Below are 21,431 nucleotides of genomic sequence, written 5' to 3' on the forward strand. Positions count from 1 at the left end.
TGGGCAAATTCCCCTTGAGGCGGCTCGGCGGGGAATTTGATGCGACTTCCCTATGAACTGCAGCTCGGCTGGCGCTACACGCGCGCAGGCCGGGCGACGCGGCGCAACGGCTTCATCTCCTTCATCTCCGGTGTCTCGATGCTCGGCATCGCGCTGGGCGTGGCGGCGCTGATCATTGTGCTCAGTGTGATGAACGGCTTCCAGAAGGAAGTGCGCGACCGCATGCTCGGCGTGGTGTCGCACATCGAGATCTTCTCGCGCGACGGGCAGGCGCTGCAAAGCCTCGACACGATTACGGCCGCTGCCCGCAAGAACCCCGAGGTGGTCGGCGCAGCGCCCTTCATCAACACGCAGGCGCTCATTGCGCGCGGCGAGGACATGAAGGGCACCATCGTGCGCGGCATCGATCCCAAGCTCGAGCCCGAAGTCACCGACATCAACGGCATCGCCTCCAAGGGCACCTTCGACAAGCTGGTGCCGGGCGAATTCGGCATCGTGCTTGGCGCGGAGCTGGCGCGTTCGCTCTTCGTGCAGCCGGGCGACCAGGTCACGCTGGTGGCGCCGGGCGGGCAGGTCACGCCGGCGGGCGTGGTGCCGCGCCTGAAGCAGTTCACCGTGGTCGGCACCTTCGACTCGGGCCACTACGAATACGACTCGGCGCTCGCCATGGTCCACGAGCAGGACGCGGCCAAGGTGTTCCGTCTCGAAGGGCCCACGGGCATCCGCCTGAAGCTCAAGAACCTCAACGAGGCGCGCGACGTGGCCGACCAGCTCGCAGTGACCCTGCCGGGCGAGTTCCTCATCCGCGACTGGACGCGCCAGAACAAGACCTGGTTCGCGGCCGTGCAGGTCGAGAAACGCATGATGTTCATCATCCTCACGTTGATCGTGGCAGTGGCGGCCTTCAACCTCGTCTCCACGCTCGTGATGACCGTGACCGACAAGCGCGCCGACATCGCCATCCTGCGCACGCTGGGCAGCTCGCCGCGCAGCATCATGGGCATCTTCGTGGTGCAGGGCGCGATGGTGGGCGTGATCGGCACCGTGGCCGGCCTGCTGCTGGGCCTGGGCATCGCCTACAACATCGACGTGATCGTGCCCTTCTTGGAGCAGCTGTTCCATGCGAGCTTCCTGCCGAAGGACATCTACCTGATCAGCAAGATGCCGAGCGATCCGCAGCAAAGCGACATCGTGCCGATCGCGATCATTTCCCTGGTGCTGGCCTTCGTCGCCACGCTGTACCCGAGCTGGCGCGCCAGCCGCGTGAACCCCGCCGAAGCCCTGCGCTATGAGTGAAGTTGTATTGAAGGCCCGTGGACTGACCAAGCGGTTCCACGAGGGCAGGCTCGACCTGACCGTGCTGCACGGCGTGGACCTCGACGTGCATGCCGGCGAAACACTGGCCATCGTCGGCGCCTCGGGCTCCGGCAAAAGCACGCTGCTGCACCTGATGGGCGGGCTCGATGCGCCCACGACGGGCAAGGTCGAGCTGCTCGGCAAAGATATTGCGCACGCGGATCCGGCGGAGCAGGGAAGGCTGCGCAACCAGCACCTGGGCTTCGTCTACCAGTTCCATCACCTGCTGCCCGAGTTCAGCGCGCTCGACAACGTGGCCATGCCGCTGAAGATCCGCCGCGTGGAGCCGCATGCGGCCGCGCAGTCGGCGGCGAAGATTCTCGAAAGCGTGGGCCTGGGCCAGCGTTTGCATCACCGTCCGGCCGAGCTGTCGGGCGGCGAGCGCCAGCGCGTGGCGATCGCGCGTGCGCTGGTCACGCAGCCGGCCTGCGTGCTGGCCGACGAGCCCACCGGCAACCTCGACCGCAGCACGGCGGACACGGTGTTCGCGCTCATGCTCGACCTCGCGCACCGGCATCGCACGGCGTTCGTGATGGTCACGCACGACCAGGACCTGGCGAAGCGCTGCGACCGGGTGCTGCAGCTGGTGGCGGGGCGGCTGGCGGGGTGAGCCGCTACTGATCAGCGCTGCTGGCTTCGCGGCGTTGCATGGCGGCCCGCAGTTGCGTCAGATGGCGGTTGGTTCGCCAGCGTGACCAGATGGACAGCAGTGCGAGCAGGATGCCCCCTGCTGCGCCTGAGAGGGTCCAGCGAAGGTTGTCGCTTCGTTTTTCTGCCCTGGCTTGGACAGTGGCCGCATAGGTGCATTGCAACTGGCCATTCGCTGCGATCTCGAAGAGCGTGTGGTCATCGTGCAGCGTGATGACGGGAGTGCCTTTCGGCAGTTGGGCGATCTGTTGTTCGCATGCATCGATGGCGAGCTGCCGGGAATTGCCATCGGACTCGACGACCGCGTAGTTGATGGATCGCGCACGTCCCTTCCCCGGTTCGATGCCCATGAACAATCCCGAAGTGCGCGAAAGATCTTCTTTTTTCGTCTCCGGGATGAGTGCCAAAGTGCTGAGTGCGGCGAGCAACACGGCGACAAGAACCCCGACATAGAGCGCACCAGAGATCCCCCGCAGGCTTTTGTTCATTGCCGGATTCTGCCTCCGGGGCGCGCTGGATCAGCCATGGCGAGAAATGGCGCTCGCCGAGTACCTGAGCAGCTTGCCATTGATTGAAATGTCGCGAAACTGGGGGCTAGTCCGTCAAATAGTCCGACAGTCCAAAACCACAGGAGCCTGCTTCATGCTGCCCATGTTCTCAATGGAATCCGAAGACGACACCAAGCCCGCGGCCACCGCCGAGCCGCGCAACTCCTACCTGGAGGAGAAAGCGTTCAAGTCGCGCACGCTGCTGATCTTCGGCACCGTCACCGATTCGGTGGCCGCCGACGTGACGCGCCGGCTCATTGCGCTCGATGCCGACAGCGCCGACAAGCCCATCGACATCCTCGTGAGCTCGCCCGGTGGGCACCTGGAGTCGGGCGATGCCATCCACGACATCGTGCGTTTCATCAGCGCGCCGGTGAACATGATCGGCACCGGCTGGGTCGGCAGCGCGGCCACGCACCTGTTCCTGGCCGCGCCGCCCGAGCGCAGCGTGTGACTGACAAACACGCGCTTCCTGATCCATCAGCCCAGCGGCGGCGCAGGCGGGCAGGCGACGGACATCGCGATCCAGGCGCAGGAAATCATCAAGGCCCGCCAGCGCATCGCGCACGAGATCGCGCGCGAGACCGGCAAGCCCATCGACGTGGTGCTGGCCGACATCGAGCGCGACCGCTGGCTGTCGGCTGCGGAGGCCGTGGAGTACGGCCTGGTCTCGCGCATCATCCAGCGCAAGACCGAGTTGAAGGGCTGAAGTCCGAGCCCGCGTCCTCAGGCCTTCGGCTTGTAGGCCACCACGTCGATCTCGACCTTGGCGTCGACCATCAGCCGCGCCTCGGTGGTCGAGCGCGCCGGCTTGTTCTCGCCGAAGTAGCCCATGTAGATGCGGTTGAAGGCACCAAAGTCGCGCGCGTCCTGCAACCAGACGGTGCTCTTGCACACGTCGTCGAGCGTGGCGCCGGCCAGCGCGAGCACGGTCTTGAGGTTTTCCATCACCTGGCGCGTCTGCGCCTCGATGCCGCCCACCACGATCTCGCCATCCTTGTTCGCCGGCACCTGGCCCGACACGTAGATGAAGTCGCCGGCGCGCACGGCCGGGGAGAAGGGGCGGGCCTGGCGATCGGACGCGACGGGCGGGGCGCCGAGGTATTCGAGGGGCATGAAGACTCCTGAGAAGTGGTGAAAGAAGGGAGAAGGGAGCCGCGAGTATCGCGCTCAATCTGAAAATCTCTTTCAGATTAACCCTCAATCAAGGGTTAACACGGATGATTTGGCATGAATACTGCTTCAAAGTCCAGGCCGAAGAGAAATTTTCTTTCACAAACTCGCAAGCCCCATGAAGGAGTTCCCCATGCCCCACGTCGGTCCTGTTGTCCAGCGCCTGCCCAAGCTGTCGAAGCGCAGCCTGCTGGGAGCCTCCCTGCTCGCGATGCTGTGCGCCGCGCTGCCCTATCAGCAAGCTCACGCCCAGGGCCCGCGCAACTTCGCCACGCTGGCGATGGTGGCCGAGCCGCAGACGCTCGACCCGATGGCCTCCACGGCCGACCTGGTCGGAACCATCATGCAGCACGTGTACGAGACGCTCTACACCTTCGACGCCAAGTGGAACGTGGTGCCGATGCTGGCCGAAGGCATGCCGAAGATCTCGGCCGACGGCAAGACCTACGCCATCACCCTGCGCAAGGGCGTGATGCTGCACAACGGGCGCGAACTCAACGCCGACGATGTGGTGGCCAGCCTGCAGCGCTGGATGGACCAGTCGCCGCGCGGCAAGGCCGTGGGCAAGGAGGTCGCCAGCCTCAAGGCCAAGGGCCCGCTGGCGGTCGAGGTCGTGCTGAAGGAGCCTTATGCGCCGCTGCTGTCGCAGCTCGCGCTGCCCAGCGGCATGGCCGCCATCATGGCCAAGGATTCCATCGCCTCGCCGCTGAAGGATTTCGTCGGCACCGGCCCCTACAAGTTCAAGGAACGCCGCCCCGACCAGTTCGTGCTGCTCACGCGCTTCGACAAGTACAGCGCGCGCAAGGAACCGGCGAGCGGCTACGGCGGCAAGCGCGAAGCGGCGATCGAGGAGCTGCGCTTCGTGCCCGTGCCCAACGCCAGCACGCGTGTCGAAGGCGCGCTGGCCGGCCAGTACGACTTTGCCGACCTGCTGCCGGTGGAAGCGCTGCCGCGCCTGGAGAAGTCGGGCGGCAAGACGGTGCCGATCATGACGCCGTCGTTCGGCTTCCCGTACCTCGTGCTCAACACCAAGGAAGGCGTGGCCGCCAGCCAGCCGGTGCGCCAGGCGATCCAGACCGCGCTCGGCGAAGGCGAGATGCTCGCTGCCGGCTTCGGCGACACGCGCTTCTTCGTGGCCGAAGGCAACCACTTCCCGAAGGGCTCGCCGTTCTATTCGGCGGCCGGCGCCGACCAGTACAACCAGCGCAACGCCGCCAAGGCGAAGGAAGCCGCGGCCAAGGCCGGCTACAAGGGCGAGCCGATCCGCGTGCTCACCAGCCGCCAGTACGACTTCCACTACAACATGGCGCTGCTGATGGCCGAGCAACTCAAGCGCGCCGGCTTCAAGGTCGACCTCAACGTGGTCGACTGGGCCACGCTGGTGCAGCGCCGCAACGACGCCAAGCTGTGGGACATCTACGTCACGCACTCGGGCCAGTTCCCCGAGCCGATGCTCTCGCCGCCGCAGCTCGGCGACGGTGCACCCGGCTGGTGGGACACGCCCGCCAAGAAGACGGCACTGCAGGCCTTCAACGTCGAGAGCGACCCTGCCAAGCGCGGCGCACTGTGGGGCAAGGTGCAGCAGGTGGTCTACGACGAGGTGCCGTACATCAACGTCGGCAAGTTCAACGGCCTGTCGGCAAAGAGCCCGGCGCTGGACAACTACCAGCCCGCGACCTGGCCGTTCTTCTGGAATGCCCGGATCAAGTAAGTAATGAGGCCGTTGAAACGACAACCCGCCCCATGATCCGCTACATCGCTTCCCGCGCCGCCGGCATGCTCGTCGTGCTCGCCATCGTGGCCGTGCTCGTCTTCGTGCTCACGCGCGCCGCATCGGGCGACCCGGTCTCGGTGCTGCTGGGCGACCAGGCCACCGCGGCCGACATCGCCCGCGTGCAGAAGGAGTACGGCCTCGACAAGCCGCTGCCCGTGCAGTTCGGGTACTGGCTGCGCGAGGTGCTGCAGGGCAACCTCGGCACCTCGATCTTCCTGCAGCGGCCGGTGACGCAGGCGCTGTGGGAGCGCTCCGAACCCACCACGCTGCTCGCGCTGATGGCGGTGGCCATCGCCGCGCTGATCGGCGTGCCATGCGGCATCGTCTCGGCCGTGTTCCGCGGGCGCGTGGTCGACCAGCTGTTCACCGGCATCGCGATGCTGGGCGCGAGCATTCCGAGCTTCTGGCTGGGCATCGTGCTGATCCAGATCTTCGCGGTGTCGTTCGGCTGGTTCCCGGTGTCGGGCTACGGCGCGCCCGATGCGGCGCTGGCCGAGCGGCTGCACGCGCTGGTGTTGCCGGCCACGGTGCTGGGCCTCTTGAACTCGGCGCTCATCATCCGCTTCACGCGCGCCTCGATGCTCGATGTGCTCGGCGAAGACTATGTGCGCACGGCGCGCTCCAAGGGCTTGAGCGAAAGCACGGTGGTGCTCAAGCACGCGCTGCGCAATGCGCTGGTGCCCATCGTCACCGTGATCGGCCTCACGGTCGCGCTGATGATCGGCGGCGCCGTCATCACCGAGACCGTGTTCGGCCTGCCCGGCGTGGGCAACCTTGTGGTCAGCGCCGTGCTGCGGCGCGACTATCCGGTCATTCAAGGTGCGTTGCTCGTGATCGCCGCGATCTATGTGCTCATCAATTTCTCGATCGACCTGCTGTACGCAGTGGTCGATCCGCGCGTGAAGGTCTGAGCGATGCGCATGCCTCGAATGCTCCGCCAGCTGATGCATCGCCGCATCGTGATGGTTTCCGCCCTGGTGCTGCTGGTGATCGCCATCCTGGCGATCGGCGCACCGCTGTTCGCCTCCATCGATCCCAACGACACGGCGGTGCTGCAGCGCCTGAAGGCGCCCAGCGCCGAGCACCTGCTCGGCACCGACGAACTGGGCCGCGACCTGTATTCGCGCATCGTGCACGGCGCGCGCTACTCGCTGGCCATCGCGGCGCTCACCGCGCTGGGTGCGGTCATCGCCGGCACGGTGCTGGGTTTGATGGCCGGCTTCTTCCGCCGCCTCGACGCCCCGCTGATGCGCGTGGTCGACGCGATGATGTCCTTCCCCGACATCCTGCTGGCCATCGCGCTGGTGGCGATCCTCGGGCCCTCGCTCATCAACACGGTGCTTGCGCTGGTGCTGGTCTACACGCCGCGCGTGGCGCGGGTGGTGCGGGCCTCGACGCTGGTGGTGCGCGAACTGCTGTTCGTCGAAGCGGTGCGTGCGCTGGGCGTGCGCACCTCGCGCATCCTGTGGCGGCACATATTGCCGAACCTGATGTCGCCGATCCTGGTGCAGGTGTCGTTCATCTTCGCCTACGCCATCCTGGCCGAAGCGGGTCTGTCGTTCCTCGGCGTCGGCGTGCCGCCCGAGATCCCGACCTGGGGCACCATGGTCGCGGGCAGCCAGCAGTACGCGCACCAGGCCTTCTGGGTGGTGCTGTTCCCGGGGCTTGCGATCATCTTCACGGCGCTGTCGCTGCAACTGCTGGGCGATGGTGTGCGTGACCTGCTCGACCCGAAGCTCAAGAAGACCTCGTGATGAACAACGCCAACCAGACACCACGCCTCACGGTCAGCAACCTGAGCACCAGCTTCCCCACCGAAGACGGCCTCGTGCGTTCGGTGGCCGACGTGAGCTTCTCCATCCAGCCCGGCAAGACCACCGCGCTGGTCGGCGAATCGGGCTCGGGCAAGTCGGTGACCAGCCTCACGCTGATGCGCCTTCTGCCCAAGACCGCGAACGCGCAGGTCAGCGGCAGCGCCTCGTTCGTGACGCGCGAAGGCAAGACGCTCGACCTGCTGCAGATCGGCGAACGCGAGATGCGGTCGCTGCGCGGCAACCAGCTGTCGATGATCTTCCAGGAGCCGATGACCAGCCTGAACCCGGTGTTCACCATCGGCGAGCAGATTGCCGAGAGCGTGCGCCTGCACAAGGGGCTCGACCGCAAGGCAGCGCTGGCCCATGCGCTGCGCATGCTGGAGTTGGTGGAGATCCCCGCCGCCGCGCAGCGCATCCACGAGTACCCGCACCAGCTGTCGGGCGGCATGCGCCAGCGCGTGATGATCGCGCTGGCCATGGCCTGCGACCCGACGCTGCTGATCGCCGACGAGCCCACCACCGCGCTCGACGTGACCATCCAGGCGCAGATCCTCGAACTCATGCGCCGGCTGCAGGCCGAGACGGGCATGAGCATCCTGTTCATCACGCACAACCTCGGCGTGGTCGCGCACCATGCCGACGATGTGGTGGTGATGTATTCGGGCCGCGTGGTCGAGAGCGCGCCCGTGCGGCCCTTGTTCGCGCAGCCCGAGCATCCGTACACGCAGGGCCTGCTGGCCTGCCTGCCGGGCAAGGCGCGGCTGCGGGGGCAGGCCAAGCCGAAGCGGCTGTTTGCCATTCGCGGGCAGGTGTCGAGCCCGCTCGCGCCGCCGCCCGGCTGCGCCTTCGAGCCACGCTGTGGCCTCGCGCTGCCCGAATGCAGCGCCGCGATGCCGCCGCTGCTCGACATCCGGCAGGGCCGCCAGGCGCGATGCATCCGCGTGCAGCCCGAGCAGCCGCTCGCGAGGGCCGCATGACCCGCGCGTCGCTTCCGTCTTGCTCCCTCCCCCTCTGGGGGAGGGCCGGGGTGGGGGCACTCGGCCGTTCCATCGCCGCGACGGTCTCCACCGCCCAGAGCCCCCACCCCAACCCTCCCCCAGAGGGGGAGGGAGCCAATACCGAACACCCACGATGACCACCGCCGCCCCCCTCATCGAAGTCCGCGGACTCAAGAAATACTTCGGCAGCAGCGATCGCCCGGTGCGCGCGGTCGACGACGTGTCGTTCGCGATCCAGCCCGGCGAGACGCTGGGCCTCGTCGGCGAATCGGGCTCGGGCAAGAGCACCATCGGCCGCACCGTGCTGCGCCTGCTCGAACGCACGAGCGGCGAGGTGCTGTACCGCGGCGACGACATCGGCACGCTGTCGGGCGAGCGCATGCGCAAGCTGCGCAGCAAGCTGCAGATCATCTTCCAGGACCCGTACGCCAGCCTGAACCCCAAGATGCGCATCAGCGCCATCCTTGGCGAGGCGCTGTCCACGCACGGCCTGCACAAGGGCGCGGCCGCACGCGACAAGCGCATTGCCGAACTGCTCGAAACCGTGGGCCTGCGCGCCGAGCATGCGAGCCGCTTTCCGCACGAGTTCTCGGGCGGGCAGCGCCAGCGCATCGGCGTGGCGCGCGCTCTCGCGGTGGAGCCCGAATTCATCGTCGCCGACGAGCCGTTGTCGGCGCTCGACGTGTCGATCCAGTCGCAGGTCATCAACCTGCTGGCCGACCTGCGCGAGCGGCTGGGCCTGACGATGCTCTTCATCTCGCATGACCTCGACGTGGTCGAGTACCTGTGCGACCGCGTGGTGGTGCTCTATCTCGGCAAGGTGATGGAAGTCGCCACCACCGACGAGCTGTTCGCCCGTCCTTCGCACCCCTACACCCAGGCGCTGCTGGCCGCGAGCCCGAAGCCCGACCCCGAGGTCGCGACCGAGCGCATCGCGCTGAAGGGCGACATCCCCAGCCCCATCTCGCCGCCCTCGGGCTGCGTGTTCCGCACGCGCTGTCCGCACGCCATCGAGGCCTGTGCGCAGACGGTGCCACCGCTCGACGAGATTTCCGCCGGACACTACAGCGCCTGCATCCGCAAGGAATTGCTCTCCAACATTGCCGCACGACCATGACCGATACCGCCACCACCGATTTCAACGATCCGCTGCTGAGCAGCAGTTTCAAGGGCTACCCGCGCACGCAGCCGCCGCGCCGCCGCAGCGAAATCGGCGCCGCCGGCTGGAACGTGCTGGCCGGCGACCTGCCGCTGCCGCTGGCCGTGCTCAAGCGCGAGGCGCTCGAGCACAACCTCGCGTGGATGCAGTCGCGCGTGCGCGAGTGGGGCATCGACCTCGCACCGCATGGCAAGACCACCATGTCGCCGCAGCTGTTCCAGCGCCAGCTCGACGCCGGCGCCTGGGGCCTGACCTTCGCAACCGTCACGCAGCTTGCCCTGGGCGTGGCGGCCGGCGCGCGCCGCACGCTCATCGCCAACCAGGTGGTGAGCGACGAAGACCTCGCGGGCATCCAGCTGCTGCTGGCCGACCATGCCGACCTGCGCATCGTGTTCCTGGTCGATTCGCTGGCGCAGCTCGCGCTGATCGAGGACTGGTCATCGCGCCATCCCGCGAGCGTGCCTTTCGAGGTGATGCTCGAGATCGGCGTCGACGGTGCACGCACCGGCTGCCGCACGCATGAAGAAGCCGTCACGCTGGCCACGCGGCTGCGCGCCAGCAGCGCCGCGAAGCTCGTCGGCATCGAGACCTACGAAGGGCAGGGCGCGACCGGCGTCAGCGAGCCCGACACGGCCTACGCCACCACGCTGATGGACCGCGTGGAAGCCGTCGCCCGTCATTGCGACACCGAAAAACTCTTCGAGACCGACGAGGTGCTGGTGTCCGCCGGCGGCTCGGCCATCTTCGACCTCGTGGCCGGACGGCTCAAGCCCGCGCTCGGCGCGCCGGTGCGCGGCCTGCTGCGCTCGGGCTGCTACGTCACGCACGACCACGGCTTCTACAAGCGCATGGTGAGCGCGGTGGACGAGCGACTGGGCTGCGGCTGCGGCGAAAGCCTGGTGCCCGCGATGGAGGTCTGGGCCACGGTGCAGTCGCGCCCCGAGCCCGGCCTCGCGATCCTTGCCGTGGGCAAGCGCGACATTTCCTTCGATCTTTCGCTGCCCGTGCCCATCGCGCGTGCCGCGCGCGGCGTGCTGCAGCCGCATGCCGTGCCCGCCGGCTGGAAGATCACCGCACTCAACGACCAGCATGCCTACCTGCGCTGGGACGCGGGCGAGGAAGCCGAGGCGCCCAAGGTCGGCGACCGTGTCGGCCTCGGCATTTCGCACCCCTGCACGACCTTCGACAAATGGCACTGGATGCCTGTCGTCGAGCAGGATTACCGCGTGAGCGACGCCGTCGCCATGCACTTCTGAACACGCACCGATGACTCCTTCCCTGCTTCAGAAAATCGGCGAGATCCGCAGCGACGCCCCGGCGACGCGGCGCGCGATTCTCGACCTGATCCTCGAAGACCCCGACCGCGTGCTCGAGGAAAGCTTCGAGCAGCTGGCCGAACGCTCGCGCAGCTCGGTGCCGACCATCATGCGCACCTGCCGCGACCTCGGCTTTGCCGGGCTGCGTGAGTTCAAGCTCGCGCTCGCACAGGAGCTGGCGCTAGGCGGCTCGCCGCTGCACCGCCGCGTCAACATCGAGGACGCGGCCGACGAAGTGGTGGGCAAGATCGCCCGCAGCGCGGCGGCCTCGGTCTCGGGCGTGCGCGGCCAGCTCGACATGCAGGTGCTCGACGGTGCAGTGGCCGCCATTGCGGCCGCGCCGCACGTCGACCTGTACGGCGCGGGCGCCACCTCGTGGTTCATGGCCAACGACCTGCAGGCCCGGCTATTCCGCCTCGGCCTGTCGGCCAACGCCTGGGCCGACTACCACCTGCAGCAGGTGGCCGGCGCGGCGCAGCGCCCGGGCGGCGTGGTCATCGCCATCTCGCACGTGGGCGGCATGCCCTCGCTGCTCGACGCGGTGGACATCGCGCGCGGGCAGGGTGCCAAGGTGGTCGCGATCACCCGGCCCGGCACGGCGCTGGCGGCCAAGGCCGACTTTCTGCTCGGGCTCTCGGTGCCGGACGACGCGGTGATGCACGTGGGCATCGACGCCTACCTGACGCACCTCACGGCCATCGAGATCCTCACCGTGCTCGTGGCCCAGCGCCGCGGCGAGCCCGCGGTGCAGCGCCTGCAGCGCGCGCGCGAGGCCTTCCAGCGCCATGGCATCGACGCCACCACGCATCCGCTGCAGAGCTGGGATGGCGGCGGCATCAGCGGCGGAGGGCGCGCATCGTGAGCCAGGACCCCAAAGCCATCCTGCTCGAGGCCGGCCTCGTGGTCGACGGCTCGGGCGGCCCCTCGTGGCCCGGCGACGTGCTGCTGCAGGGCGACCGCATCGTCGCGCTCGGCGAAGGCCTGCGCGAGCGGCTGCCCGACGGTCTCGCGCTGGTCGACGTCGAGGTTGTCGACTGCCGCGCCAAGGTCATCGCGCCCGGTTTCATCGACGCGCACACGCACGACGACGCCATCGTGCTGCGCGACCCGCTGTGCCTGCCCAAGGTGTCGCAGGGCATCACCACCGTGGTCACGGGCAACTGCGGCATTTCGCTCGCGCCGTACCGCACGCCGCAGTCGAAGCCGCCGCTCACATTGCTCGGCGCCGATTCGTTCAAGCACGCGACCATGGCGGAGTACCGCGCGGCTGTCGATGCGACGCAGCCCGCGCTCAACGTGGCCGCACTCGTCGGCCACACCACGCTGCGCTTCGCGACCATGCAGGCGCTGGACCGTCCCGCCAGCGCCGATGAACTGGCGCGCATGGAAGCGCTGCTCGACAGCTGCATGGCCGACGGAGCGCATGGCATGTCGTCGGGCCTGTTCTACGAAGAAGCCTTTGCCGCGCCCGCCGAGGAAGTGACGGCGCTGGCGCGCGTCGTGGCCCGCCACGGCGGCGTCTACGCCACGCACCTGCGCAGCGAGATGCAGCAGATCATCGAGGCGCTGCACGAGGCCGGCGACTCGGCCTTCAGCGCCGGCGTGCCGCTCGTCATTTCGCACCACAAGTGCGCCGGGCCCGCCAACTGGGGCCGCACCAGGGAAACCCTACCGCTGATCGAGTCGCTGGCGCAGCGCCAGAAGATCGCGATGGACGTCTACCCCTACGTGGCCGGCTCGACCGTGCTGCGCGAGGACCTGGTCGATGGCGTGATCGACGTGCTGCTCACCTGGTCCGACCCGCATCCCGAGATGATGGGCCGGCTCATTTCCGACATCGCGCGCGAATGGGGCACCACCGAGCAGGAGGCCTGCCTGCGCCTGAAACCGGGCGGCGCCTGCTATTTCCAGATGCAGGAGGAAGACGTGGAGCGCGTCATCGCGCACCCGCTCACGATGATCGGCAGCGACGGCCTGCCGCACGACCGCCATCCGCATCCGCGCTTATGGGGCGCCTTTCCGCGCGTTTTTGCGCGCTATTGGCGCCAACGTCGCCTTTTCACGCTTGAACAGGCGGTACACAAGATGACCGGCATGACGGCGCGCAACCTGCGAATCGCTGAGCGCGGCCTGCTGCGCGCGGGCACCATGGCCGACGTGGTGGTATTCGACCCCGAGACCATCGCCGACACCGCCACCTACGAGCATCCGCATGGCGTGAGCCTGGGCGTGGAACGGGTGTTCGTGAACGGCGTGCTGGCCTATCGGGGCGGCGAGGCCGAAGCCCGGGTGCTTGCGCGGGCGGGCCGGATGCTGGCGCGGGGGGCCTGAAGAGCAGGGCGGGGCCGCCGTATCTGACGGGGAATAACCTCAAGACCTCTAAAGTTCTAACGCTCTCGGCAAAAATCAGTCAAACTTGTACATCTTATTGGCCGTCGAATTCCGACAGGAGCAAAGATGGACAAGGACGCTGAAGGCCTTGGTGCTGATTTCGAGCTGTGGCAGCAGCTCACGGACGACTACGAAGCCGCATTGGGCGCCCTGGCCCGGGGCGAGCCGGGCGCGCGAGAGCGGGTGGTCCGGTTGTCGTTGGCACTTCAGCAACTGCATCCGGACCTCTCCCCCGTCGACCACGACTACTGAGGCACCGCACAAGATCAGCAAGCTCAGTCCTGCGCCGGCTCCTCTTCAGCCTGCGCCTGGAACATGCGAGTGAAATCGCAGCACTCCTGCGCCAGCATCACGATGGACGAGGTGAGCGCGCTGCGGTGCTCGCCCTTGTGCATTGCCACGTAGCGCACCACGGGCAGCGCCGGCGCCACGTCGATCACCGCCAGCATGCCGGCCGCCACCAGCGGCTGCAGGCATTGGCGCGGCAGGTAGCTCACGCCCAGCCCCGACACAGTGAGCCCCGTCAGCGCCACCAGGTTGCTCACCACGATCACGTTGGCGGGCTGCACGCCTTGCTCCTTCATCCAGGCGTCATAGGCGCGGCCGGTGCCCGAGTTGTTGCCCTGCACCAGCATGCGATGCCGCGCGAGCTCGTGCAGCCGCACGGTGCCGCTGGCCGCAACCACGCCGGGCTTGCACATCCATGCGCTCGTCACCTGGCCAATGGCCTTGTGCTGCAGGCGCGAGTCGGCGAAGGTGTCGGGCACGATGACCAGGTCGAGTTCGTCGGCCAGCAGCTTGTCGCGCAGCTGCAGGCTGTCGTCCACGTCGGGCTCGAGGATCACCTTGGGGTAGTGCTGCTGGATCAGGCCGACCAGCCGCGGCAGCCACGTCATGGCGGTCAGCTCGGTCACCCCGATGCGGATGCGCCGCTCCACCACGCCGGGCTTGCCGAACTGCTCGACGGCCGCGTCGCGCTGTGCCAGCAGCTTCTGTGCGAGCACGTACATCTCCTCGCCCTTCTCGGTGAGCCGCGCGGTGCGTTGGCTGCGGTCGAACAGCTCGGTGTCGAACAGCTGCTCCAGCTCGTGCACCCGCTTGGAAATGGCCGACTGCGAGGTGTTGAGCTGGTTGGCCGCCTGCGCAAAGCCGCCGAGGCGGGCGATCCAGTACAGGGCGTCGAGTTGCTTGAAGGTCATCACGGTCGGCGGCTCCAGCGATATCGGGTTGATTGAACGCTTTTATTCATGCAATTCGATCACAAAAAATCGCTTTTAGAAATTCATCGCGAAGCCGAAGATTCGCCCGAGCCAACGTCATCGACTCTTCAAGGAACCACCATGGACCTCAGGAAACTGCCTCTCGCACTCGGCCTCACCCTTGCTTTCGCCTGCGGCGCCGCCAGCGCCCAGGACGGCGGCACCCTGCAGAAGATCAAGGAGAGCGGCACGATCCAGATCGGCGCGCGCGACAGCCAGATCCCGTTCTCGTACAAGCTCAGCGCCGACAGCGCGCCCATCGGCTTCACCACCGACATCTGCCTGAAGATCGTCGACGCGGTGAAGGCCAAGCTTGGCCTCGCGAAGATCGAGGTGCGCTACACCATGCTGAACTCGACCAACCGCATCCCGCTGCTGCAGAACGGCACCGTCGACCTCGACTGCGCCACCACCACCAACACCACGCAGCGCCAGCAGCAGGTCGACTTCGCGCCCAGCCACTTCGTCACCAACATCACCGCCGCGGTGAAGAAGGCCTCGGGCATCAACGCGCTGGCCGACCTCAACGGCAAGAACGTGGCCACCGTCTCGGGCAGCACCTCGATCCAGCTGCTGCGCGGCGCGCGCAAGAGCGGCACCATCGAAGTCAACGAGATCGCCGGCAAGGACACCTCCGACGGCTTCCTGCTGCTGTCCACCGGCCGCGCCGATGCCTATGTGCTCGACGACGTGCAGCTCGCCGGCATGGTCGCCAGCGCAACCAACCCCGGCGACTACAAGCTGCTGAAGGAGTCGCTGCGCCAGGAGCCCTACGGCATCATGCTGCGCAAGGACGACCCGCAGTTCAAGGCGCTGGTCGACGAGACCGTTACCGGCCTGATGAAGTCGGGCGCCATCGAGCAGCTCTACACCAAGTGGTTCCTCTCGCCGATTCCGCCGAAGAACGTGAACCTGAACTTCCCGATGACGGACGCGGTGCGCGAGATCTACAAGAACCCGAACAACAAGGGCGTCTGAGCGATGGATTCCAAGCTGTCTTCGAACCTCCCTCACGGACTGGCCTTTTCCGATGCGCTGATGCGCGAGGTGAAGGCGCGCTTCCTGCAGGTCGACCACGACCACCACGGCCGCGAACGACTGTACTTCGACAACGCGGGCGGTTCCTTCCGCCTCAAGGCCGCGGCCGAGCGCTTCGCGCAGGTCGATGCCATTCCCGACAACGCCGAGCGCATCCACGCCACGGCCGTCGAGCTGCAGGACATCCAGGCCAAGGGAAGCGCCGATCTGCGCACCATCCTCAACGCCACCGGCGGCAGCGTGTACGCCTCGCTCACCGCTTCGGGCGCCATGTTCGACATGGTGCGCGCGGTGGCCGAGAACGTGCCGGGCACGAACATGGTCACCACCGCGCTCGAGCACCCCTCGGCCTTCGACGCGATGAGCCTGTATGCCGAGCGGCTCGGCCGCGAGCTGCGCGTGGCGAAGAGCAACCCGGTGACCGGCGGCGTCGACGTGGACGAGATCGTGCGGCTGGTCGATCAGAACACCTGCCTGCTCAACGTGATCTACGCGTCGAACATCTCGGGCGCCAAGCTCGACATGGCCGAGATCGTGCGCCGCGCGCGCGAGATCAAGCCCGACCTGTACATCCTGGTGGACGCCGTGCAGCATGCGCCGCACGGCCTCATCGACCTGCAGAAGACGCCGGTGGACGGCATCAACCTCGCACCCTACAAGTTCTTCGGCTGCCGGGGCTCGGGGCTGTCGTGGATGTCCGAGCGCGCGGCCGTGCTGCCGCACCACAAGCTCGCGGGCAAGAAGACCGACTACTGGGACCTGGGCAGCGCCGCGCCGTGGCAGTTCGCGGTGCTCACGGAAATCGTCGACTACGTGTGCTGGCTCGGCGGACACTTCACCGATGCCGTCGACGCCACCGACCGGCGCGCGTTGTTCGCGGCAGGCATCACGCACATCGAACTGCACGAGCGCGCACTGCTGGCGGTGCTTCTGGACGGCAACGAGAACGCCACCGGCATGCGCAAGCTCGAAGGCGTCAATGTGTTCCTCGACTACCAAGACCTGAGCAAGCGCGACCTGATCCTGGGCATCGGCTTCGACCGCATCGACTGCACGCAGGCGGTGGTCGAGTACGCCAAGCGCGGCGTGACCGTCTACGAGCGGGTGGCGACCAGCATCTACTCAAAGCGCATGCTCGAATCCTTCGGGCTCGCGGGCACGGTGCGGGTGTCGCCGCTGCATTGCAACTCCATCGCGGATGTGGAGAAATTCCTGCGGATCACGCGCGAGATCGCTGCCGACATCTGACTGTCATGAACCGTCATATTCGATAGTTAGTATGTTTCTCTACCCCCGCTTACAGGGGGCGAGGAGCATGAGATTTGGAAATCCGCAAGCTGATCGCACCAGCGCTGGCCGTCGTCCTGCTGGCCGCGGTCGGAGCCGGCGTCTGGTATTCGAACACCCGGCTGCACGATGACTCTGCCACCGCCGCCGCGGCCCGGATCGAGCAGGAGAAGCAGGTCACGCTGCGCGGCCTGATCGGCTCCGAGAAAGAAACCTTCTTCGCCGATCCGCGCGTGCAGAAGGCACTGGCCGCGCAGGGCATCACCGTCACCGTCGAGAAGGCCGGTTCGCGCGCCATTGCCAGCCGCTACGACGCCAGCAAGCTCGACTTCGGCTTTCCCTCGGGCGCGCCCGCCGCGGCGCAGCTCAAGGCGCTGGCCAAGGCGCCGAACGTCTTCAATCCGTTCTACACGCCCATCGTGCTGGCCAGCTGGCGGCCAATAGCGGAAATCCTCGTGGCCAACGGCATCGCGCAGAAGCAGGGCGACTTCTACTACGTGGTCGACCTGCCCGGCCTCATGGCCATGATCGAGAAGGGCACGCGCTGGAAGGAGTTGAAGGCCAGCAGCGCTTTCTCCACCAGCAAGTCGATGCTCATCAACTCGACCGACGTGCGCACCTCCAACTCGGCCGCCATGTACCTCGCGCTCGCGAGCTACCTCGCCAACAGCCAGCAGATCGTGCAGAGCCAGGAGGACGTGGACCGCGTCATGCCCATCGTGGCGCCGCTCTTCCTGCGGCAGGGCTTCCAGGAGCAGTCGTCGGCGGGCCCCTTCGAGGACTATCTTGCGCTCGGCATGGGCAAGGCGCCGCTGCTGGTGGCCTATGAATCGCAGATGGTCGAGTTCTGGCTGAAGAACCCCGACAGGCTCAAGAGCGACATGGTGCTGCTCTACCCCAAGCCCACCGTCTATTCGAAGCACGTGCTGGTGCCCTACACGCAGGGCGGCGCGCGCCTGGGCGCGGCACTGGAGAACGATCTGACGCTGCGCGAGCTCGCGCACGAATACGGCTACCGCACCGGCGGCGACACCAAGGGTCCCGAGACCTGGGCCGCGCGCAGCGTGAAGGTGCCCGACGTGCTGGTCGACGTGATCGATCCGCCGAGCTTCGAGTGGCTCGAACGAATGACCACGGGCATCGAAGCCCGCTTCAAGTGAAAGAACACAGGAACGCCATGAACGCACCCGTCACCACCACTGCAACCGCTACCGCACCCGCTTCCATCGACCTCCAGCCCCCGCAGTCCTTCACCCTCGAGCCGCCAGCGCCCGTCGCGCCGGTGCCTGTGGAGTCGGCCAGCGGCAAGGTGCGCCTGAAGGCCGAGGACGTGGCCGAGCTCGACGCGCAGGTGGACCGCTTCATCGAGGACATCACCGCGCACGACAGCCAGCATCCGCAGTTCAAGGAGGCGGTGGAGCGCATCCACTCCATGGGCAGCAAGGACATCGAGGCCTCGGCATCGGTCTCCAACCGCATGCTCGACCGGCCGGTGGGGTCGCTGCGCAACGGTCTCTTCGACAAGGGCGCGCAGATCGGCCAGTCGCTCATCGACCTGCGCCACCAGGTGGAAGACCTCGACCCGTCGAAGCAGGGCGACCTGTTCTCTGCGCGCAAGCTGCTGGGCCTCATTCCGCTGGGCAACAAGCTGATCGCGTACTTCGAGCGCTACCAGTCGTCGCAGACGCACCTCAACGCCATCATCGAATCGCTCAAGCGCGGCAAGGACGAGCTGCTGCGCGACAACACCGCCATCGAGCAGGAAAAAGTCAATCTCTGGACGCTGATGGAGCGGCTCGAGAAATACGTGCACATCGGCAAGGCCCTCGACGGCAAGCTGGACGCCAAGGCGCGCGAACTCGACGTCACCGACCCCGAGAAGGCCCGCGTGGTCCGCGAGGAAATGCTCTTCTACTCGCGCCAGAAGGTCACCGACCTGCTGACGCAGCTGGCGGTGAACATCCAGGGATACCTGGCGCTGGACATGATCCGCAAGAACAACCTGGAGCTCATGAAGGGTGTGGACCGCGCCACCACCACCACCGTGGCGGCGCTGCGCACCGCGGTGATCGTGGCGCAGGCGCTGTCCAACCAGAAGCTGGTGCTCGACCAGATCAGCGCGCTCAACGCCACCACCGGCAACCTCATCGCCAGTACCAGCGAGATGCTGCGCGACCAGAGCAGCGCCATCCATCAGCAGGCGGCCTCCAGCACCATCGAGATCGCCAAGCTGCAGCAGGCCTTCGCCAACATCTACCAGACCATGGACACCATCGCCGACTTCAAGAGCCGCGCGCTGGACTCCATGCAGACCACGGTGGACACGCTGACCAACGAAGTCGCCAAGAGCCGCACCTACCTCGACCGCGTGCGCCGCCAGGAGGCCACCGAGGCGATGAGCCAGCCGCGCGGCGAGGTCGCGCTGTGAGCCTGTTGTCCCGCCTGCTGGCCCTGGCGGCCCTGGTGCTGGGCCTCGCGGCCTGCGGCAAGGAGGAGCCGCCGCAGGTTGCGAGCGCTGCGCCGGCTCCGGTCGCCGCTGCGGCCTTCACCATCCTCGCGGGCTCCGAACTCAAGGACCTCGAAGCCCCCATCGTCGCCGCCGCGCAGTCGGCCGGTGTCGACGTGAAGTTCTCGTACGCCGGCACGCTCGACATCGTCGAGCGCATCAACGCCGGCGAGCGCTTCGACGCCATCCTGCCGCCCAACGGCGCGTATCCCGCACTCGCATTGCAAACCAAGCCGGTGGCGCGCGACAAGCTCTTCTACTCGCGCATCGCGCTCGGCGTGAAGAGCGCCAAGGCCGCGCAGCTCGGCTGGAACAAGCGCCCGCCGGGCTGGGCCGAGATCGCCAAGGCGGCCGGCGCCGGCCAGCTGCGCTACGGCATGACCAACGCCACCAGCTCCAACACCGGCATGAGCGCGCTCTTCGCCGTGGCCTCCGCGCTGGCCGGCAAGACCGAGGACCTGACGGAGCAGGACGTGGACGAGAAGACGTTGAAAGCCTTCCTCTCCGGCCAGAAGCTCACGGCCGGCAGCTCGGGCTGGTTGTCGGACGCCTATGTGAAGGACCCGTCCGCCATCGACGCGATGGTCAACTACGAGGCGGTGATCCTGCGCGCCAACGAGAAGCTGCCCGCGGCTGACCAGCTCATGCTGATCTACCCGCGCGACGGCATGATCTCGGCCGACTACCCGCTGATGCTGCTCAACGCCGACAAGCGCGATGCGTACACCAAGCTCGTCGCCACGCTGAAGGCCGCGCCGTTCCAGCGCGATGCGCTCTCGGCGGCATTCCTGCGCCCCGCGAACCCCGAGGTCGCGGTCGCCGCCGCGCTGCCCACCGCCGCCGTGGCCGAGCTGGGCTTTCCCAACCGGCTGGAGGTGATCGACGCGGTGCTCGGCACCTACCAGTCGCAATGGCGCAAGCCCGCCACCTCGATCTTCGTGCTCGACCTCAGCGGCTCCATGGCCGGCAAGCGGCTGGCATCGATGCGCGAGGCGCTCAAGCTGCTCTCGGGCGCCGACGAGTCCGCCACCGCGAGCGCGCGTTACAGCGCTTTCCAGAGCCGCGAGCGCGTGGTGCTCATCACCTTCTCCACCGACGTGCAGGAGCCGGTGTGGGTACGCTTCGACGCCGACCACATCGAGGCCGCACGCCAAGAGTTGCGGCGGCAGGCCGACGCGATGCGGGCCGACGGCGGCACCGCCATCTACTCCGCGCTGGCGGCGGCCGAAGAGCTGGCGCGCAAGGAACAGCAGCGCGAGCCCGACCGCTTCGTGAGCATCGTGCTGCTGACCGACGGCGAGAACAACTCGGGCCTGAAGCCGCGCGAGTTCCGCGAGCGCTACGCGGCGGGTGGCCTGCCCGCGCGCATCTTCCCCATCCTCTTCGGCGAGGCCAACGTGAACGAGATGCAGCAGATCGCGCAGCTCTCGGGCGGCCGCGAGTTCGACGGGCGCAGACTGCAGCTGGGCCAGGTATTCAAGGAAATCCGGGGCTACCAGTGATGCCGCAGCGTTCGCTGAAGCTGCGCGCACTGCTGTTTCTCTACGGCAACGGCAACATTCTCGGCTGCGCGTTCGCGCTGCTGGGGCCGGCGCTGCTGTTCGCGAATGTCATCGACCGGGGATGGCTGCCGATCACCGCCGGCCTGTACGTGGCCGGCTGGCTGCTGGGCCGCAGGGCACCCGAACTCGAACGCCGCATTGAAGACAGCCTCAGCGTGGAGCAGACCCTGGAGCGCCTCGACCGCGTGGTCGCGCAGGCCCAGCCGCACCTCACCGACGACATGCGCAAGAGCCTCGACAACGTGCGCGGCTCGGTGGGCGAGGTGCTGCCGCGCCTCGTCGGTGCGCGCTCGCACGGTGACGACCTGTTCACCGTGCGCGAGACCGTGATGCGCTACCTGCCCGAGACGCTAGCCAACTACGTCGCGCTGCCGCCGGCCTTCCGCAACACGCATGCGGTGAAAGACGGCAAGACCGCGCGCCAGCTGCTCGGCGAGCAGCTCGGCCTGCTCGACGCCAAGCTGCGCGAGATCGTCGCCAACGTGGCTTCGAGCGATGCGGCCGCGCTGGTGGCCAACGGGCAGTTTCTCGAAAGGAAGTTCCGCCAGCCGGATTTCCTGGTGGGTTGAGCGACGACAGTGCACGGGGTGCCGCGCGGCGTC

The 21,431-nt window shown here is 67.3% G+C and carries 20 protein-coding genes and 1 pseudogene; 18 read left to right on the forward strand and 3 right to left on the reverse strand.

Annotation, left to right across the window (positions count from 1 at the left end; genetic code table 11):
* The first annotated feature begins 39 nt into the window (after positions 1–39).
* Together ACEOAB_RS05315 and lolD are read left to right on the forward strand one after the other, a co-directional pair.
* Positions 40–1,296, forward strand: coding sequence for a lipoprotein-releasing ABC transporter permease subunit (locus ACEOAB_RS05315; RefSeq protein ID WP_413313782.1), 1,257 nt, complete (start codon positions 40–42; stop codon positions 1,294–1,296).
* A complete protein-coding gene (gene lolD, locus ACEOAB_RS05320; RefSeq protein WP_056586181.1) occupies positions 1,289–1,966 on the forward strand; it encodes a lipoprotein-releasing ABC transporter ATP-binding protein LolD in 678 nt (225 codons plus the stop codon). The genes ACEOAB_RS05315 and lolD overlap by 8 nt, the downstream gene beginning before the upstream one ends.
* A gap of 4 nt (positions 1,967–1,970) precedes the next feature.
* Here lolD and ACEOAB_RS05325 read toward each other — a convergent pair whose 3' ends face one another.
* A complete protein-coding gene (locus ACEOAB_RS05325; protein ID WP_413749898.1) occupies positions 1,971–2,492 on the reverse strand; it encodes a hypothetical protein in 522 nt (173 codons plus the stop codon).
* A 172-nt stretch (positions 2,493–2,664) separates the two neighbouring features.
* On the opposite strand from ACEOAB_RS05325, the pseudogene ACEOAB_RS05330 reads away from it, so the two are divergent.
* Positions 2,665–3,261, forward strand: a pseudogene (locus tag ACEOAB_RS05330) (ATP-dependent Clp protease proteolytic subunit).
* Positions 3,262–3,278: 17 nt separating this feature from the next.
* On the opposite strand, the gene ACEOAB_RS05335 reads toward ACEOAB_RS05330, so the two are convergent.
* Positions 3,279–3,668, reverse strand: a complete 390-nt coding sequence (locus tag ACEOAB_RS05335; protein ID WP_007837475.1) for a RidA family protein — start codon at positions 3,666–3,668, stop codon at positions 3,279–3,281.
* A gap of 190 nt (positions 3,669–3,858) precedes the next feature.
* Here ACEOAB_RS05335 and ACEOAB_RS05340 point away from each other — a divergent pair, with 190 nt between their 5' ends.
* The 9 genes from ACEOAB_RS05340 to ACEOAB_RS05380 all read left to right on the forward strand — a co-directional run bounded on the left by ACEOAB_RS05340 (position 3,859) and on the right by ACEOAB_RS05380 (position 13,429).
* On the forward strand, positions 3,859–5,436 hold the full coding sequence (locus tag ACEOAB_RS05340) for an ABC transporter substrate-binding protein (protein ID WP_056587736.1): 1,578 nt from the start codon (positions 3,859–3,861) through the stop codon (positions 5,434–5,436).
* A 32-nt stretch (positions 5,437–5,468) separates the two neighbouring features.
* Positions 5,469–6,410: an ABC transporter permease gene (locus ACEOAB_RS05345; protein ID WP_056586187.1), complete on the forward strand. Its 942-nt coding sequence runs from the start codon at positions 5,469–5,471 to the stop codon at positions 6,408–6,410.
* Positions 6,411–6,413: 3 nt separating this feature from the next.
* Positions 6,414–7,253, forward strand: coding sequence for an ABC transporter permease (locus ACEOAB_RS05350; RefSeq protein ID WP_007837472.1), 840 nt, complete (start codon positions 6,414–6,416; stop codon positions 7,251–7,253).
* Positions 7,253–8,290 (forward strand): ABC transporter ATP-binding protein, encoded by a 1,038-nt coding sequence (locus tag ACEOAB_RS05355; protein ID WP_495653520.1) that lies wholly within the window; start codon positions 7,253–7,255, stop codon positions 8,288–8,290. The genes ACEOAB_RS05350 and ACEOAB_RS05355 overlap by 1 nt, the downstream gene beginning before the upstream one ends.
* Before the next feature lie 154 nt (positions 8,291–8,444).
* Positions 8,445–9,428: an ABC transporter ATP-binding protein gene (locus tag ACEOAB_RS05360; protein WP_413751428.1), complete on the forward strand. Its 984-nt coding sequence runs from the start codon at positions 8,445–8,447 to the stop codon at positions 9,426–9,428.
* Positions 9,425–10,726 (forward strand): amino acid deaminase, encoded by a 1,302-nt coding sequence (locus ACEOAB_RS05365; protein ID WP_495653521.1) that lies wholly within the window; start codon positions 9,425–9,427, stop codon positions 10,724–10,726. The genes ACEOAB_RS05360 and ACEOAB_RS05365 overlap by 4 nt, the downstream gene beginning before the upstream one ends.
* Before the next feature lie 10 nt (positions 10,727–10,736).
* Entirely contained in the window at positions 10,737–11,648 is a 912-nt protein-coding gene (locus ACEOAB_RS05370; RefSeq protein ID WP_007837465.1) for a MurR/RpiR family transcriptional regulator, read from the forward strand.
* Positions 11,645–13,117, forward strand: a complete 1,473-nt coding sequence (locus ACEOAB_RS05375) for an N-acyl-D-amino-acid deacylase family protein (protein WP_413749876.1) — start codon at positions 11,645–11,647, stop codon at positions 13,115–13,117. Before ACEOAB_RS05370 ends, ACEOAB_RS05375 begins: the two co-directional genes overlap by 4 nt.
* Before the next feature lie 126 nt (positions 13,118–13,243).
* Positions 13,244–13,429: a hypothetical protein gene (locus tag ACEOAB_RS05380; protein WP_056586202.1), complete on the forward strand. Its 186-nt coding sequence runs from the start codon at positions 13,244–13,246 to the stop codon at positions 13,427–13,429.
* Positions 13,430–13,452: 23 nt separating this feature from the next.
* Here ACEOAB_RS05380 and ACEOAB_RS05385 read toward each other — a convergent pair whose 3' ends face one another.
* The gene (locus tag ACEOAB_RS05385) at positions 13,453–14,376 is read right to left on the reverse strand and encodes a LysR family transcriptional regulator (RefSeq protein WP_413749875.1); all 924 of its coding nucleotides are present in this window, start codon (positions 14,374–14,376) and stop codon (positions 13,453–13,455) included.
* A gap of 141 nt (positions 14,377–14,517) precedes the next feature.
* Between ACEOAB_RS05385 and ACEOAB_RS05390 the strand changes: the two genes are divergently transcribed.
* From ACEOAB_RS05390 to ACEOAB_RS05415, 6 genes are all read left to right on the forward strand, one after another.
* Positions 14,518–15,414: a transporter substrate-binding domain-containing protein gene (locus tag ACEOAB_RS05390; protein WP_413749874.1), complete on the forward strand. Its 897-nt coding sequence runs from the start codon at positions 14,518–14,520 to the stop codon at positions 15,412–15,414.
* 3 nt (positions 15,415–15,417) lie between these two features.
* The gene (locus tag ACEOAB_RS05395) at positions 15,418–16,722 is read left to right on the forward strand and encodes an aminotransferase class V-fold PLP-dependent enzyme (RefSeq protein WP_413749873.1); all 1,305 of its coding nucleotides are present in this window, start codon (positions 15,418–15,420) and stop codon (positions 16,720–16,722) included.
* Positions 16,723–16,796: 74 nt separating this feature from the next.
* Positions 16,797–17,921: a hypothetical protein gene (locus ACEOAB_RS05400; protein WP_413749872.1), complete on the forward strand. Its 1,125-nt coding sequence runs from the start codon at positions 16,797–16,799 to the stop codon at positions 17,919–17,921.
* 17 nt (positions 17,922–17,938) lie between these two features.
* Positions 17,939–19,189 carry a toxic anion resistance protein gene (locus tag ACEOAB_RS05405; protein ID WP_413749871.1) on the forward strand — a complete coding sequence of 417 codons (1,251 nt, stop codon included), beginning with the start codon at positions 17,939–17,941 and terminating at the stop codon, positions 19,187–19,189.
* Complete coding sequence (locus tag ACEOAB_RS05410; RefSeq protein ID WP_413749870.1) at positions 19,186–20,769, forward strand: vWA domain-containing protein; 1,584 nt, start codon at positions 19,186–19,188, stop codon at positions 20,767–20,769. The genes ACEOAB_RS05405 and ACEOAB_RS05410 overlap by 4 nt, the downstream gene beginning before the upstream one ends.
* A complete protein-coding gene (locus ACEOAB_RS05415; protein WP_495653522.1) occupies positions 20,769–21,398 on the forward strand; it encodes a hypothetical protein in 630 nt (209 codons plus the stop codon). The genes ACEOAB_RS05410 and ACEOAB_RS05415 overlap by 1 nt, the downstream gene beginning before the upstream one ends.
* Positions 21,399–21,431 lie beyond the last annotated feature (33 nt).

This window comes from Variovorax sp. Varisp53, from assembly GCF_059491555.1.